Annotated in this window: 12 protein-coding genes; 7 read left to right on the forward strand and 5 right to left on the reverse strand. The window is 63.5% G+C overall.

What is annotated here, in order from left to right; genetic code table 11:
* Positions 1 to 55: 55 nt before the first annotated feature.
* The gene (locus KEM60_RS00750) at positions 56 to 772 is read left to right on the forward strand and encodes a Type 1 glutamine amidotransferase-like domain-containing protein (protein WP_219105587.1); all 717 of its coding nucleotides are present in this window, start codon (positions 56 to 58) and stop codon (positions 770 to 772) included.
* Positions 773 to 910: 138 nt separating this feature from the next.
* Positions 911 to 2,284 (forward strand): AI-2E family transporter, encoded by a 1,374-nt coding sequence (locus KEM60_RS00755; protein WP_219105588.1) that lies wholly within the window; start codon positions 911 to 913, stop codon positions 2,282 to 2,284.
* A gap of 27 nt (positions 2,285 to 2,311) precedes the next feature.
* Here the strand turns inward: KEM60_RS00755 and hutH are convergent, their stop codons facing one another.
* Positions 2,312 to 3,889, reverse strand: a complete 1,578-nt coding sequence (gene hutH / locus KEM60_RS00760; protein WP_219105589.1) for a histidine ammonia-lyase — start codon at positions 3,887 to 3,889, stop codon at positions 2,312 to 2,314.
* 176 nt (positions 3,890 to 4,065) lie between these two features.
* Here hutH and KEM60_RS00765 point away from each other — a divergent pair, with 176 nt between their 5' ends.
* Positions 4,066 to 4,866 (forward strand): IclR family transcriptional regulator, encoded by an 801-nt coding sequence (locus KEM60_RS00765; protein WP_255574094.1) that lies wholly within the window; start codon positions 4,066 to 4,068, stop codon positions 4,864 to 4,866.
* Positions 4,867 to 4,916: 50 nt separating this feature from the next.
* Here the strand turns inward: KEM60_RS00765 and KEM60_RS00770 are convergent, their stop codons facing one another.
* Together KEM60_RS00770 and KEM60_RS00775 are read right to left on the reverse strand one after the other, a co-directional pair.
* Positions 4,917 to 5,255 carry a hypothetical protein gene (locus KEM60_RS00770; protein ID WP_219105590.1) on the reverse strand — a complete coding sequence of 113 codons (339 nt, stop codon included), beginning with the start codon at positions 5,253 to 5,255 and terminating at the stop codon, positions 4,917 to 4,919.
* Positions 5,246 to 5,926 carry a hypothetical protein gene (locus tag KEM60_RS00775; protein ID WP_219105591.1) on the reverse strand — a complete coding sequence of 227 codons (681 nt, stop codon included), beginning with the start codon at positions 5,924 to 5,926 and terminating at the stop codon, positions 5,246 to 5,248. Before KEM60_RS00775 ends, KEM60_RS00770 begins: the two co-directional genes overlap by 10 nt.
* A 431-nt stretch (positions 5,927 to 6,357) precedes the next feature.
* Here KEM60_RS00775 and KEM60_RS00780 point away from each other — a divergent pair, with 431 nt between their 5' ends.
* The 3 genes from KEM60_RS00780 (at position 6,358) to KEM60_RS00790 (ending at position 8,872) form a co-directional block, all read left to right on the forward strand.
* Positions 6,358 to 6,945, forward strand: a complete 588-nt coding sequence (locus tag KEM60_RS00780) for a molybdenum cofactor guanylyltransferase (RefSeq protein WP_219105592.1) — start codon at positions 6,358 to 6,360, stop codon at positions 6,943 to 6,945.
* Positions 6,946 to 7,000: 55 nt separating this feature from the next.
* Complete coding sequence (locus KEM60_RS00785; RefSeq protein ID WP_219105593.1) at positions 7,001 to 7,984, forward strand: NAD(P)H-quinone oxidoreductase; 984 nt, start codon at positions 7,001 to 7,003, stop codon at positions 7,982 to 7,984.
* A gap of 234 nt (positions 7,985 to 8,218) precedes the next feature.
* Positions 8,219 to 8,872 carry a PadR family transcriptional regulator gene (locus KEM60_RS00790; protein ID WP_219105594.1) on the forward strand — a complete coding sequence of 218 codons (654 nt, stop codon included), beginning with the start codon at positions 8,219 to 8,221 and terminating at the stop codon, positions 8,870 to 8,872.
* A gap of 173 nt (positions 8,873 to 9,045) precedes the next feature.
* On the opposite strand, the gene ppdK is transcribed toward KEM60_RS00790, so the two are convergent.
* Complete coding sequence (ppdK, locus tag KEM60_RS00795; RefSeq protein WP_219105595.1) at positions 9,046 to 11,748, reverse strand: pyruvate, phosphate dikinase; 2,703 nt, start codon at positions 11,746 to 11,748, stop codon at positions 9,046 to 9,048.
* A 130-nt stretch (positions 11,749 to 11,878) separates the two neighbouring features.
* Complete coding sequence (locus KEM60_RS00800; protein WP_219105596.1) at positions 11,879 to 13,240, reverse strand: M18 family aminopeptidase; 1,362 nt, start codon at positions 13,238 to 13,240, stop codon at positions 11,879 to 11,881.
* A gap of 1,040 nt (positions 13,241 to 14,280) precedes the next feature.
* Between KEM60_RS00800 and KEM60_RS00805 the strand changes: the two genes are divergently transcribed.
* Positions 14,281 to 14,988 carry a transposase family protein gene (locus KEM60_RS00805; RefSeq protein WP_219105597.1) on the forward strand — a complete coding sequence of 236 codons (708 nt, stop codon included), beginning with the start codon at positions 14,281 to 14,283 and terminating at the stop codon, positions 14,986 to 14,988.
* Positions 14,989 to 15,053: the final 65 nt, after the last annotated feature.

Below are 15,053 nucleotides of genomic sequence, written 5' to 3' on the forward strand. Positions count from 1 at the left end.
AGTGACCACGCCCCTAACCCACCGTTGGGTGACCTGCCCGGGATAGCGTGACCGCATGAGCACTCACATCGTCGCGATGGGCGGCGGAGGCTTCTCCACGTCGGAGGGGTTCGCTGCGACCAGTCTTGACCGGTATGTCCTGTCTCTGACCGAGGCGCCCAATCCGTTGGTGTGTTTCGTCCCGACCGCATCGGGCGACAACGGCCTGTACGTGTCCCGGTTCATGAATGCCTACAGCCGGAGCCGCGCCAGGACCAGCGTGTTGACCTTGTGGGAGGGCGCCGCCGCTTCTTTGGCCCGCCTGGACGAGGTCGATGTTTTCCTCGTCGGGGGCGGCAACACCGTCAACATGATGGCGTTGTGGGCAGCGCACGGGGTGTCCCGCAAAGTCATGGACATCGCCCATGACCCGTCACGAAACGTGGTGCTGGCTGGCGTTGGTGCCGGTGGCGCGGCCTGGTTTGAAGCGTGCGCCACGGACGGGTACGGCACTGGGGTGTCGCCCTTCCCGCACGGCCTGGGTCTGCTGCCAGGATCGTTCTGTCCGCATTTCGACGGGGAAGCCGATCGCCGCCCCCAGTTCAAGGAGTACGTCGACACCGGCCAGTTGCCCTCTGGGTATGGCGCAGATAACGGTGCGGCGCTGCATTTTGTGGACGGGCAACTGGCCGGGTGTTACGCCGAGCGGGATGGGGCCACGGTCTACCGGGTGGACCAACACGAGAACGGAGCGTCCATCACGGCGCAGCCCATGACTGTGCTAACGACCTGAGCTCGCCGTTCGGAGCAGTTTTGGGACAGGACGGCTCCCGATCCAGCGGATCGGGAGGTACGGAGCTGACCCAGCATGGGACACTTCGTCTGATCAGCGCCCCGAGGACGCGTTGACCTCGACACCTCCTGAGGAGCCATGGCCAGACTGCCCCGCCCTGCCCGCCGCACCCCTGCGGCGGTCCCCACCCGAAAAACTATCCCCGCCGCCACCGATCCCTCCGCTTCGCCGGGTTGGTCCGACACCTCCGGGGCCGATCTGGTCCCTCGGGATGCCGAGGCTGCGATCCCGCACGAGCTGAAAGTGGCAGCGGCGTACTCCTGGCGTTTTATTGTCGTCGGGATCGCCCTGTGGGGCTTGATGCAAATCCTGTCAGCCACCACGACTGTGGTGATTCCCATCGCAGTGGCGCTGCTCCTCACTGGGCTATTAATGCCATTTGCTGTCTTCTTGAATCACCGGCTGGCCTTCCCTCGCCATGCAGCCGCCGCAGTGACCGTGCTGATCTTCATGGCTGTGGTGATCGGGCTGCTGTCACTGGCTGGGTCCCAGTTGATCTCCGGGGTGCCTAAACTGGTCGATCAGGCTGGCCTGGGCATGGATCAGGTGACCCGATGGCTGCAAGACGGCCCATTGCACATCGGCGACGCCCAGATGACTGAATACCTCGACGCTGGACGGACCTGGCTGAAGGAACACGGCCAAAACCTGTCCACCGGGGCCTTACGCGCCAGCGGCACCGCCACTGAATTCCTCGCTGGCATTCTCATCACCTTGATTTCGACGTTTTTCTTCCTCGCCGAAGGCGACCGGATCTGGTCGTGGATGGTGCGTCTGCTCCCCGGGATGTATCAGGAGCGAGTCCACGAAGGATTCCGCCGCGGCTGGGTGACCCTGGGCAGCTACGCCAAGACCCAATGCATCGTGGCCGCCGTGGATGCGGTGTTCATCGCGATCGGCGCTGGCATCCTCGGACTGCCCCTGTTGATCCCGATGGGCCTGATCATCTTCTTCGGATCGTTCATCCCCATCGTCGGAGCCGTCATCTCCGCAAGCCTGGCCGTGTTGGTGGCCCTGTTTGTGAAGGGTCCGGTCGCCGCGTTGATCATGCTGGGCATCATCTTGTTGGTGCAGCAGGTCGAAGGGCACATCCTGCAGCCGGTGCTGATGAGCAAAGCGGTGGCTCTGCATCCGCTCGCCGTCATCCTCGGCGTCGGTCTGGGCTCCTTCCTGTTGGGCATGGTCGGCGCGCTGTTCTCGGTGCCTTTCATGGCGGTCGTCAACACTGTGATGTCTTACTGGGCTGGGCATGACAATTTCCCCGGCCTGGCCCAAGGAGGAAGCGCGGTCGGCATGTCCGCGAAGGACCTCGCGGGCGAATCCTCCGGAGACGACGATGTCCCTGAAGAGGAAGACCGCCAAGAAGATCAGACCCGCAAGATCGGCAGCGTCACCCCGATGATGCTGGCCGAGCAAAGCGAACGCATGGCCGCAGCTCGACGACGCGCCTGACAGCAGGTGAGGAGGCCGGTCGGCGAGTCACCGTAGCGGGCCGACCGCCTCCTCGACAGCTGTCACCAGCTGTCCGCTGCGCAGCACCTCGTACGCCGTCTCGATCTGCGGGGCGAGCCAACGGTCCGGGCCAGCTCCTTCCCATCCTGCAACGTGCAAGGCGTCGACGGCGGCGCTACCGGCCGGGCCGGGCCGAAGGGGATCACGCACAGTGATTCCTCGAGCCGCAGTTAGCAGTTCCACCGCCAGGACCCGGCCTAGGCCGTCGAGGGCTCGGCGCAGTTTGCGCGCTGCGGACCACCCCATAGAGACATGGTCCTCTTGCATGGCCGAGCTGGGGATGGAGTCGACGCTGGCGGGCACAGCAAGACGTTTCAGTTCCGAGACGATCGCGGCCTGCGTGTATTGGGCGATCATGTGGCCGGAGTCAGTGCCTGGGTCGTCTGCGAGAAATGGTGGCAGCCCGTGGTTGCGGGCCGGGTCGAGGAACCGGTCCGTACGACGTTCGCTCATGCTGGCCACGTCAGCGACCGCAATGGCCAGGAAATCCAACACGTAGCCCAGGGGCGCTCCATGAAAATTGCCATTGGATTCGACCCGATCGTCCAGGGTGACCACTGGATTGTCGATCGCCGCAGCAAGTTCGCGGATAGCGACATCACGGGCATGGGCCACCGTGTCCCGGGCGGCGCCGTGCACTTGGGGCGCGCACCGCAGCGAGTAGGCGTCTTGGACACGGGTGCAGGCGTGATTGTCGTGGCTGGCGCGGATGGGGCTGCCGGCTAAGACCGCAGCCATATTTGCTGCGGCAGCGGCCTGACCTGGGTGCGGTCGGAGAGCGTGGAGATCCGGTGCAAAAACCCGGTCTGTGCCCAACAGCCCTTCAACACTGAGCGCGGCAGTGATATCCGCACATCGCAGCAGATGAGTGAGATCGGTCAAGGCGAGGCAGAGCATGCCGAGCATCCCATCGGTCCCATTGATGAGCGCCAAGCCTTCCTTCTCCCGCAACGTCACTGGGGTGATGCCAGCCTCAGCGAGGACCTCGGCGGTGGGGCGGCGACATCCTTGCGCGTCCCGGACCTCACCTTCGCCCATGGCTGTCAAGGCGCAGGCCGCCAATGGGGCGAGGTCACCGGAGCAGCCAAGCGAACCGTATTCGTGGACGATCGGGGTGATGCCAGCGTTGAGGATGTCGGCATAGACCTCGGCGGTCGTCAGGGCGACGCCGGTGCGTCCAGTAGCTAAGGTCGCCAATCGCAGAGTCATCAGCGCTCGAACTACTTCTCGTTCGACCTCGGGACCGGTCCCAGCGGCATGACTGCGGACCAAGCTGCGTTGCAGTTGAGCACGTTTTTCCAGCGGGATAGAGGTGGTGGCGAGCGCACCGAAGCCAGTGGAGATGCCGTAGTGGGGCATCGCGTCATCGGCGAGCGCTTCGATGACGGACCGGGTGTGCGTGATCTGGTGGCGTGCCGCATCGGTGAGGATGACGGGTGCGTCATGGCGGGCGATGGCGACGACGTCGTCGACGGTGAGGGGGCTTGTCCCCAGGGCGACAGGGTGGGGGCGGGGGGCCTCGGCGGCCGACTCGTGGGGGCTCATGTCATCCATGAAATCGGGGGGTGGGGACTTCGTGGCGGGAAACAAGCTGACAACACGTCTCGGATACGAGACAGTGGTGTCATTGCTGCTTGAACGATGCGTGATGGCCTGCGTTGTCTTTGAATGCGTCTGAAGCGGCGTCGGTCATCGTCGTACCAGGCGGAGGAAGCAGCTTGATGCGTGATATGTCGGCTGGGGACGGCACCAGTCCTGGCGCTCCCCCGGCAGCGGTGCAGGTGTTGGAAGTGTTGCGGCTGTTGTCCTGCCATGCTGAGCCGATGCCGGCAGCTGCGGTGGCCCGGGACTTGGGACTGCCCCGCTCCACGACGTATAAGTTGTTGGCGGCATTGTGTGATCAGGGATTTGTGGTGCATCTGCCTGAGGTGCGTCGCTACACCTTGGGGCTGTCTGCTTTTGAGACGGGTTCGGCATATGCGCGGCAGGCGCCGTTAGCGCGGATTGGTCGCCCGGTCCTTGCTCGGCTGGTCGACCGGATAGGTCATTCGGCGCATTTGGCGGTGTTGCATGGGCGTGACGTGTTGTATGTCGTGGAGGAGCGCGCGCCGGGTCGTCCAGCACTGGTTTCTGACGTCGATGTGCGGCTGCCTGCGCATCTGACGGCCAGTGGATTGTCCATGTTGGCGTGTTTGCCAGCGGCGCAGGTGCGTGCCCTCTACCCGGATCGGACGGCTTTTGTCCGGCGGCATCAGAAGGGGCCGACGGGGCTGGTGTCATTGCGGGCGATGTTGACGCAGGTCAGGTCCCGAGGTTTTGGTTATGAGACGGGCACGGTGACCCCGGGGTTTGAATCCATCGGGGTGGTGGCCCGGGATCCGGTGGGGCACCCCGTGGCCGCGGTGGCAGTGACCTGGGCGGAAGGAACGCTCGGGATGTCCACGGACAAATTGGTACGGCGGATCCGCGCCGCTGCGGATGAGATCACTCGACGGTTAGGGGGCATGTCACCGTCGGTGTGAGCGCCTGCGCTGACGCTCACACCGACGGTCGCGGTGCGGTGTTTGCTCGATTAGCCGTTGGTGACCTTCAGTGTGAGCGTCTGGTCTCGAATCGAGGAGCAGGTCACCGTGAGGCCGCTGACTTTGCGGGTGTCACCGGCCTGGCATGTTTGAGTAGCCCCATCGACGGTGTAAGTGGCTGTGCTGCCGGTGATGCCATCGTGCTTGATGACTTTTTTCCCACCGCTACTGCCGATGGAGAGGTCGACCGCTGCTCCCTTGCCGGAGAAGGTGAGATCGCAGGACGTATTGCTGCATTTCGCTTCAGCTTTAGGACTGTTGAATGCTTGCACGACCACGACACCGGCCACGATCACCACCAACACCACGACGATGGCGATCACGGCCATCGTCCCCCTGGCCATTCCTTTACTGCTGGTAGCAGGTCGGAATCCATAGGGGCCTTGCGGGCCATAGCCGGGCTGGCCGGGTTGACCCGGCTGACCGAAGCCAGGTTGCCCAGGTTGACCGCCGAAACCGGGCTGACCGTAGCCGGGCTGGCCGGGTTGACCCGGCTGACCGAAGCCAGGTTGCCCAGGTTGACCGCCGAAACCGGGCTGACCGTAGCCGGGCTGGCCGGGTTGACCCGGCTGACCAAAGCCAGGTTGGCCGGGCTGCCCTGGCTGCCCGTACCCCTGCTGGCCATAGCCAGGTTGTCCCGGCTGGCCGTATCCGGGCTGTCCTGGCCGTCCGGGTTGGCCATAGCCAGGTTGGCCAGGCTGCCCCGGTTGACCGGGCTGGCCTGGTTGACCCGGCTGGCCAAAGCCAGGTTGGCCGGGCTGCCCTGGCTGCCCGTACCCCTGCTGGCCATAGCCAGGTTGTCCCGGCTGGCCGTATCCAGGCTGCCCTGGCCGACTTTGCGGGCCGTAACCGGGGGCACCGTATTGCGGGGCGCCATAACCCTGCTGGCCCTGCTGGGGCTGACCATATCCAGGCTGCCCCTGCGGACCTGATTGTCCTTGCTGGCCGGGTTGACCAGGCTGACCCGACATCGGTGGGGCGCCATACGCGGGCCCGCCATAGCTGGGACCGCCTTGGCCTGGCTGCCCCTGCTGAACAGGTCCGGGCTGCTGGTGAGAAGCCTGCTGGCCGGGCAACGGCGGTGGGGCCATCCCTGCCGGAGGTGCCAACGGCTGCGGCGGGGCCACCGGCTGTGGCATTTTTGCGGTCGCTGTCGGGGATAAGACACTGGTGGCGTCATTCCCGTCGGCTGCGGTTTCGTGGCCGGGCGTGGGTGCCGCGGCGGGTTCTGTCTCGGAAGTGGGGCTCGATTCGCCCTTCGACTGCTCCGACATGGACACCTCCTGCATCGGGCGGCACGAGCCGCCTCCCTATCGTAACCATCAGGCTCAACTGACGTTGCCGCGGTTCGCGCACGCCACCAGCAGCGACACTGCCGCACCGATATCTCTTGACACAGTGACGTTTTCATTTCTCAGCGAGAATGAGTCGATGCACAGGTGCTCAGCAGTGATCCTCTGCGGGGGCCAGTCTCGCCGATTTGGGGCGAGCGATAAGACGGCTGCTGTCGTCGGGGGCCACCCCATTCTGGACAGGACCATCATGGACCTCCCCCCGCACTGGCCGGTGACCTGTGTGGGTCCGGCACGTCCCGTGCCGCGTTCGGTGCAATGGGTCCGCGAAGAACCGGCGGGAGGCGGACCGGTCGCCGGGATCGCCGCCGCGCTGACCACTCTCGCCACGCCGTACGTGGTGGTGCTGGCCGGAGATCTGCCCTTCGGTGGCGCAGTGGCGGCGCAACTGGCTGCCGCCGTACAGGATCGTCGGTCTCTCGATGGCGTCCAGGCGCTAGACGAGAACGGCGAGCGGCAGCCGTTGTTGGCGGCATACCGCACTGACGCACTGCGGCGAGTCATCCCGGAGCAGGCACGTGATCTGGGGGTACGCCGCGTGCTGCGTCCGTTGACCTGCGGATCAATGGACATTCCGGCGTGGGTGGCGTGGGATGTGGATACCCCAGAGGATCTGGAGCGGGCCCGACAGCATCACGCCGGGGCTGATCGTCGGAACAGCAGCTGAGGACAACGACGTCCGGAGACGTCTGGTCGTCAACGCCCCCATCTAAGGTGGGGCCATGAAGGCGATCACCATCCCCACGCCCGGCAAGAGCGTGGATGCCCTGCAGTACGCCGAGGTCGACGACCCGACCCCGGCGGTCGACGACGTCGTCATCGAGGTGGCTGCAGCCGGTGTCAACCGCGCTGACCTGTTGCAACGTCGAGGTTTCTACGACCCGCCGCCGGGGGCATCGCCGCTGCCGGGCCTGGAGGTGTCGGGCACGATCTGCGAGGTGGGCTCGCACGTGCAGACCTGGCGAGTCGGTCAACAGGTGTGTGCTCTGTTGACCGGCGGCGGATACGCCCAAAAGGTCGCTGTGCCAGCAGGCCAGGTGCTTCCGGTGCCGACCGGACTGTCGATGGTGCAGGCGGCGGCGTTGCCGGAAGTGGCATGCACCGTGTGGTCCAACCTCTTTGGCACAGCTCATCTGCACGCCGGTGAGGTGGTGCTACTGCACGGTGGCGCGTCGGGGATCGGCACCATGGCGATCCAGTTGGCTCGGGAGGCGGGGGCGACCGTCGCCGTGACGGCAGGCAGCGCGCACAAGCTGGAAGCGTGCCGCGATTTGGGGGCGGAGATCCTCATCAATTATCGAGATGCTGATTTCGTCACTGAGATTGCCACCGCGACTGGCGGCGCAGGAGCAGATGTGATCCTTGACCTCATCGGGGCGAAATATCTGGAGCGCAATGTCACAGCGTTGGCCACAAACGGTCGTTTGGTGGTCATCGGCTTACAAGGTGGCGTGAAAGCAGAACTCAACTTGAATGCCTTGCTGTCCAAGCGGGCGTCGTTGCATGCGACATCCTTGCGGGCTCGGCCAGTGGCAGAGAAAGCCGCAATCGTCGCGGCGGTCCGGGAGCATGTCTGGCCATTGGTGGAAGCGGGCCGGGTCCGCCCGATGGTGTATGAGACCGTGCCGTTGGCGCAGGCGGCGCAGGCCCATGCGCTCCTCGAAGGTGGAGATCACATCGGCAAGGTCGTCCTGACCGTGGACTGAGCTTCAGGGTTTTCCCACCGGGACCGGTGGGGTGGTGACGGGGTTCTTCCGCGAGGAAGGACCCCGTCCGTCGTACGGCGGGCAGAGCGGGCCCCAGCGAACGGGGATCCAGGACCGCTCGGCGCAACCACCACCCTCACCGCGTGACACCACAACCACAGATCACATACCGGGTATACCTTAACGACGGAACCAGTAATACCCGGTATACGTCCGAGGATGTGGAGACAACCCATGTCGGTGAAGTTTGCACTGATGGCTCTCATGGACACCCACCCCATGTACGGCGCCCAGCTCCGCGCCGAATTCGAAGAACGCACCGGCGGGACGTGGCCGCTGAACGTGGGTCAGGTCTACACCACCCTGGGCCGCCTCGAACGCGACGGACTAGTCGAATCCTCCGGAATCCCCGACGACGAAGGGCGCATCCCCTACCAGCTCACCGATCACGGCCGCACCGTCCTCCACCACTGGTGGGACACCCCGGTCGACCGACAAGACACCCCCCGTGACGAACTCGTCATCAAACTTGCCCTCGCCGTCACTCTTCCCGGAGTCGATGTCTCCGCCCTCGTCCAGCAGCAACGCACCGCCACCCTGCGCCACCTCCAAGACCTCACCCGGCTCAAACGCGCGGATGCCACCACCGCTCCCCCCGACCAGAGCACACCGACGTACGACCTGTCTTGGCACTTAGTCCTCGACCACCTGATCTTCGCCGACGAAGCCGAAATCCGATGGTTAGACCACGTCGAAAGCACTCTGGCCCGCGCGGCCACCCACCGACAGACAACCTCTACCGCAGCGCCTTACGCCCCGGCCCCCTCCCGGCCCCTATCCGCGCCATTCCTCGCTCCCCGCGCCACCAGCGACCGGAGTCCGCGATGAGCGCCCCCACCGCCACCCCCACAGATCAGCTCGCCACGACCCGCCGCTGGTACGGCGAACGACCTAAGTCGTGACCCACGCTGACGGCTCGGTCTCTGCAGAGAAACCGAGCCGTCAGCACGTCATACGGACCTGGCTGTCCTCCACGGCTGATCCGCAGAGGAGATCACCGATCAGCGGAAGTCGCTGCCCTCCGCCGTACCCGAAGAACGACCAGCTTCAAGCCGCGCCACCGGCACCCGGAACGGGCTGCAGGACACGTAGTCCAAGCCCACGGTGTCGAAGAAGTGAATCGACTGCGGGTCGCCGCCGTGCTCACCACACACACCCAAGTGCAGTTCGGGCCTGGTCTGTCGGCCAGCTTCAGCAGCCAACTTCACCAACCGTCCCACACCGCCCTGGTCGAGGGTTTCAAACGGGGAGACCCCGAAGATGCCACGCTCGATGTAGTTGCTGAAGAACGAGCCTTCAACGTCGTCACGGCTGAAACCCCACGTGGTTTGAGTGAGGTCGTTCGTGCCGAAGGAGAAGAACTCGGCTGCTTCGGCAATCTCACCGGCGGTGATCGCCGCACGCGGCAACTCGATCATCGTGCCGATCGGGACGTCCGTGAGGTCGACACCGGTCTCAGCGGACACCTGCGCGGCGACCTTCGTGATCGCGTCACGCATGATCTCGAGCTCCTGGACGGCACCAACCAGCGGGATCATGATCTCCGGCTTGGGGTCACCGCCAGCCTGACGACGCTCTGCCGCGGCTTCGAGGATCGCCCGGGCCTGCATCTCAAACAGTCCCCGGATGACCAAGCCGAGGCGCACCCCGCGCAGACCCAACATCGGGTTCTGCTCGTGCATGCGCTCCACGGCCGCCATGATCTTCTTCTGGTCAGCTTCGAGGTCATGCCCTTTGGCTTGGGCGACAGCATGCGCCGCGGCCATCTCAACCTGGCTGGGCAGGAACTCGTGCAGCGGCGGGTCGAGGAGACGGATGGTGACAGGCAGCCCGTCCATGGCCTGCAAGATCTCCACGAAGTCGGCCTTCTGCAGCGGGGCGAGGCTGCCCAGCGCGGCCGCTTTCTCCTCGTCGCTCTCCGCAAGGATGAGCCGCTCGACCAGCGGGCGACGGTCACCGAGGAACATGTGCTCGGTGCGGCACAGGCCAATGCCCTGCGCGCCGAAACGACGGGCACGAGCCGCGTCCTCAGGGGTGTCCGCGTTGGAACGGACCCGCAGACGACGGGTCTTGTCGGCGATCTTCATGATGCGGTCGACGGCGCGAACCAACTCGTCAGCAGCAATGTCTGCTTCGGACAGGGTGCCTTCGAAATACTGCACAACCGGCGGGTCAACCACGGGGACCTCACCGGTGTACACCTCACCGGTGGTGCCGTCGATGGAGATGACCGCGCCAGCACGCAGGACCGTGCCGTCTTTGAGGGTCATGGTGCGGGCCCGGACGTCAATGTCGAGTTCTTCAGCACCGCAGACGCAGGTCTTGCCCATGCCGCGGGCCACGACAGCAGCGTGGCTGGTCTTGCCACCACGGCTGGTGAGGATGCCCTGAGCAGCCATCATGCCGGACAGGTCGTCAGGGTTGGTCTCCCGACGGACCAGGATGACCTTCTTGCCTTCGTTGACCGCGAGCACGGCATCCGGGCTGGAGAAACAGATCTGACCAACCGCAGCACCCGGGGACGCATTCATGCCCCTAGCGATGCGCTTCTTCTCGGCCTTCGCGTCGAACTTGGGGAACATCAGGTTGACGAGCTGGTCACCGGTGACGCGCTGCAGCGCCTCAGCTTCGCTGATCTTGCCTTCATCGACGAGCTGGCAGGCAATCTTGAAAGCAGCCTCAGCGGTGCGCTTGCCGACGCGGGTCTGCAGCATCCACAGCTTCTTGTTTTGCACGGTGAACTCGATGTCGCACAGGTCTTTGTAGTGCGCCTCAAGGGTGGACATGATGCCCATCAGCTCGTCGTACGCCGCCTTGTCGACACGCTCCATGTCGGCCAGGGACATCGTGTTGCGGATCCCCGCGACCACATCCTCGCCCTGGGCGTTCTGCAGGTAGTCGCCGTACACGCCTTGCTGACCGCTGGCGGGGTCACGGGTGAAGGCGACACCAGTACCGGACTCCATGCCCAGGTTGCCGAAGACCATCGAGCAGACGTTGACTGCGGTGCCCAAGTCGGCGGGGATGCGCTCCTGACGGCGGTACAGGATCGCCCGTTCGGAGTTCCAGGAGCGGAACACGGCCCGCATCGCTTCGAGCAGCTGCTCTTTGGAGTCCTGCGGGAAGTCCTTACCCGTCTCGTCCTTGATGATGCCCTTGAAACGTTCGACGATCCGGGCGAAGTCAGCGGCGTCCAAGTCGAGGTCGGAGGTGGTGCCCTTGGCGGACTTGGCCTCGTCCATGACGTCTTCGAACTTTTCGCCCTCAATGTCCAGGACGGTCTTGCCGAACATCTGCAACAGACGTCGGTAGGAATCCCACGCAAACCGGTCGTTGCCGGTGACCTTGGACAAGCCCACTACGGACGCGTCGTTCAAACCGATGTTCAAGACGGTTTCCATCATGCCCGGCATGGAGAACTTCGCCCCGGACCGCACGGACACCAGCAGCGGGTCGCTCGGGTCGCCGAGCTTCTTGCCGTTCTCGTCCTCGATCTTGGCGATGTACTCGTCGATCTGGGCGGACAGTTCCTCAGGCTCGCTGCCCTGCTCCAAGTAGGCCTTGCACGCATCGGTGGTGATCGTGAACGACGGGGGCACGGGGAGGCCCATGTTGTGCATCTCGGCCAGGTTGGCGCCCTTGCCACCCAGCAAGTCCTTCATGTCCTTGTTGCCCTCGGACAGTCCGTACACGAACTTCTTCATCACTTCACAGAGCCTTTCCCTGTACACCTATGGACCGGGTCGGCTCTCAGCCTAGGGGGTCGCTCATGACGCGATACGGGGGCTTAGGTCCTCCGTTCAGGTAGCTGCGGCTGCTAGCCGAAGTCCACTGTCACACAGTCACACCGGCTCCGTGGCGAGGACCGAGAAAAGCCGCCAGGAAAGCGACGTAATCGGTGATGTCGCTCGCCCCAGCGAGCTCCCGCACTGAGTGCATCGACAGCATCGGCGCGCCCACATCAACAGTGACCGCGCCCGTGAGCGCCGCCGTCACCGGACCCACCGTCGACCCGCACGGCATGTCGCCACGACTGACGAAACTCTGCAAGTTCACCCCTGCTTGTTCGGCAGCCAGCCGCGCCATCGCCACCCCCGTCGCGTCGGAGGCATACCGACCCCGATTGTTGATCTTCACCGCCGGACCATCCCCGACCAGCAAGCGGTGCCCCGGCTCAGAACGATCGGCATAGTTGGGGTGCACTGCATGCGACATATCTGCGGAGCAAACCACGCTGCCAGCCAACGCCCGCAGTAGGTCTTGCCGGTCGCCGCCACGGGTCGCGACGATCCGTTCCACGGTGGCAGTCAAAAACTGGCTCTCCGCACCCCGGTTGGTGGTCGACCCAATCTCCTCATGATCAAAAAGCACCAGCACCGGCACGTACGGCGCGTCACCGGTCGCGTCAGTGCGCCCCTGAGAGATGTCGTCGACAGCGGCGAGCAACGCGACCGTCCCGGCGTACGCGGTGGCCAGATTGTCCAAGCGGGGCGCGGCGATCAGATCACCCGTTCGACCGATCCGTCGAGACGGGGTCACGTCGTGCGTCATAACGTCCCAGCCGAGGACGTCACCCGCTGGGACGTCGAGTTGTCCAGCGATCCAGGCGGCGAATGTGGGGGCGTTCCCGGTGGCGCCCCACACCGGGTTGAGCTGGGTTTGCGGGTTCAGTCGCAACCCATCCCGGTCAATGTCCCGATCTAAGTGGATCGCTAATTGCGGGATCCGACAGATGGGTTCGTCAGTGCGCCACAACCGGGTGAGCGGACGGGACGGACGATGCGGATCCCGGACAACGACCCGCCCAGACAAGCCGAGATCCCGGTCCAGCCACGAATTGACCAGCGGACCGCCATACACCTCGACGGTCAGCTGATCCCAGCCATGGACAGACTGGTCAGGACGAGGTTTGATGCGCAGATTAGGTGAGTCAGTGTGCCCGCCGAGCACTCGGAACGGCACGGCGGCCTCACCGTCTGTGGCGGGAAGGTGCTCGGTGGACCACGCAGCCAAGCTTCCCTCCCGTACGACGACGTACCGACCGGGACGTTGCGGCCACGCCTGGGTCTCGTGGAGCTCTTCAAAACCGGCAGTGACCAGCCGTGACCGCACCTCATCGACAGCGTGATACGGCGAGGGCGCAGCGTCAATGAAGTCAATCAGTCCAGCAGCTTGAGCCTCGACGGTGAACTCCATGCCGCCACTCTAAGTGGTGTCCGCACGACATATCGGGTGAATACGGTGACCGCTGAACCCCACGGCGCGACAGGTGTGGACTGCTGCGGTGCTGGCTGCTGACTGAGTTCGGCACGTACGTCGAAACTCTCCGGAGGCATCCCCCACGTCGAGCGGTGGGTGCCCCCTGTGAGCCGCGCCGCCGCACAGTGAAGATGGCTGCTTAACGGCATTGCCAACAACCTGAAAAAATCGTACCGTGCGTTGCGTGATGGCAGACCTTTGAATCTGCCATCACGCATATTTTCTTTCCTCATGTAGGATGGTTTACCCACCAGGGTGAACACCCTTCAGTTCCTATTTAATGAAGTATTGACGATGACCCCCTCGAAGTGGCGGCAATCAGTGCCGAGCCGGCCGCCAGTTACGCACTGAAGGATGCAGTCAATGTCTAAAAATTATAGGCCTGAAACTGCGGTTTTCATGAACTTTTCAGCTCAAGGATTGGCTAGCATCTCTTGCTTTATGGTGTCCATCACCTCTGGGTCGAGGACATGGCTTTGTGTCAATTTTGTCATCACCTTCCTTTTCGCCGTAGCGGCCAGGAAATATTTCATACCTTCTGGCAACTGGAATCCCGACCCGCGACGAAACACGACAGGAGGGACACTCTTAAGAATTCTCCTGGCATCAACTCTGTGCCTCGCAGTTTTTTGGCACCGCCCTATCGGAGGATTAATGGGATTTGCGCTGCTATTCACCGGCATACAGGGAGCCATGGGCCACCTTAAGAGACCAAGGAAGTCTTGAAAATTAATTGAGGGCGTTATTCACGAGGCGCTAGCGACCCACGTCCCGCACCCCGGGCAACAATCGATACACACCTGTCACCATACACTTATATGAAAACATCGGCCGCTTTGAGATCATGGGGTTAGACGACTCACATCTCTCAGGGAAGCGACCGATGCGGTACCAGTCGTGCAGCAGGACTCGATCACGATGCACTCGATGAACTCGTCAGGCGGGTCATCGACATTTTTCACTCCCGGGGAGTCGACTTGCGTAGACATCGATTGCCCGTCAAAGAACACGTCATCCTCACCCTGGAACTCCTACGGAACAATCTGTCACAGATGTTCCTTGCTGATCTGCTACATATTTCACCACCCACCGCTTCACGCATCTATCGCAGGATGCTCCCGGTCATCAATGAAGCTCTCCTCTGGACAGGTATCCCCATAGAGCAAGCAGCCAGTGATGGCCGAGCCATCCTCATCGACGGCACGTACGCCCCGACGGGCAACCGCCCAGTTCAAGGGCAAGATGTCACCAAAGCCACCTACTCCGGTCAACGCCGTTGCCAGGGTGTCAGCATCCAGGTCGCCTCCACCCTGACCGGACACCTCCTCGCCACGTCTACACCCATTCCTGGAGCTCGACATGACTCTGCTGCTCTCGACCTCACCGGCTGGTCACAGATCCTCGCAGAAAACCACACGCCATGGATCGCCGACACCGCTGACATCGCCCATGACGCTCTCATGCCCCTCACAAAGAAGAAAAAACACGAACGAACCGACAACGAAAAACACTACAACACAGAAATATCAAGCATTCGCGCCTATGTCGAACACGCCATCGGACATCTTAAACAATGGAAAATCCTCGCCACCGGCTATCGAGGCAGACTCACCGCCCCCCCCCCGATATCATTGCCGTCATCACCCGACTCGAGCTCTACCGAATCGGGTGGTAGCCAAGAATGACCTAGAAATGCCTCGTAAATAACGCCCAAAGTAGAACCGTCGTATGGTGAGGGCGAATCGCCCTC

Source organism: Austwickia sp. TVS 96-490-7B (genome assembly GCF_019331795.1).
Taxonomy (GTDB): Bacteria; Actinomycetota; Actinomycetes; order Actinomycetales; family Dermatophilaceae; genus Austwickia.

What these genes read in the sequence shown, in the direction of transcription:
- KEM60_RS00750 (WP_219105587.1), top strand. Translation starts at nt 56, where the DNA reads ATGAGCACTCACATCGTCGCGATGGGCGGCGGAGGCTTCTCCACGTCG.
- KEM60_RS00755 (WP_219105588.1), top strand. Translation starts at nt 911, where the DNA reads ATGGCCAGACTGCCCCGCCCTGCCCGCCGCACCCCTGCGGCGGTCCCC.
- hutH (WP_219105589.1), bottom strand. Translation starts at nt 3,889, where the DNA reads ATGAGCCCCCACGAGTCGGCCGCCGAGGCCCCCCGCCCCCACCCTGTC.
- KEM60_RS00765 (WP_255574094.1), top strand. Translation starts at nt 4,066, where the DNA reads ATGCGTGATATGTCGGCTGGGGACGGCACCAGTCCTGGCGCTCCCCCG.
- KEM60_RS00770 (WP_219105590.1), bottom strand. Translation starts at nt 5,255, where the DNA reads ATGGCCGTGATCGCCATCGTCGTGGTGTTGGTGGTGATCGTGGCCGGT.
- KEM60_RS00775 (WP_219105591.1), bottom strand. Translation starts at nt 5,926, where the DNA reads ATGGCGGGCCCGCGTATGGCGCCCCACCGATGTCGGGTCAGCCTGGTC.
- KEM60_RS00780 (WP_219105592.1), top strand. Translation starts at nt 6,358, where the DNA reads ATGCACAGGTGCTCAGCAGTGATCCTCTGCGGGGGCCAGTCTCGCCGA.
- KEM60_RS00785 (WP_219105593.1), top strand. Translation starts at nt 7,001, where the DNA reads ATGAAGGCGATCACCATCCCCACGCCCGGCAAGAGCGTGGATGCCCTG.
- KEM60_RS00790 (WP_219105594.1), top strand. Translation starts at nt 8,219, where the DNA reads ATGTCGGTGAAGTTTGCACTGATGGCTCTCATGGACACCCACCCCATG.
- ppdK (WP_219105595.1), bottom strand. Translation starts at nt 11,748, where the DNA reads ATGAAGAAGTTCGTGTACGGACTGTCCGAGGGCAACAAGGACATGAAG.
- KEM60_RS00800 (WP_219105596.1), bottom strand. Translation starts at nt 13,240, where the DNA reads ATGGAGTTCACCGTCGAGGCTCAAGCTGCTGGACTGATTGACTTCATT.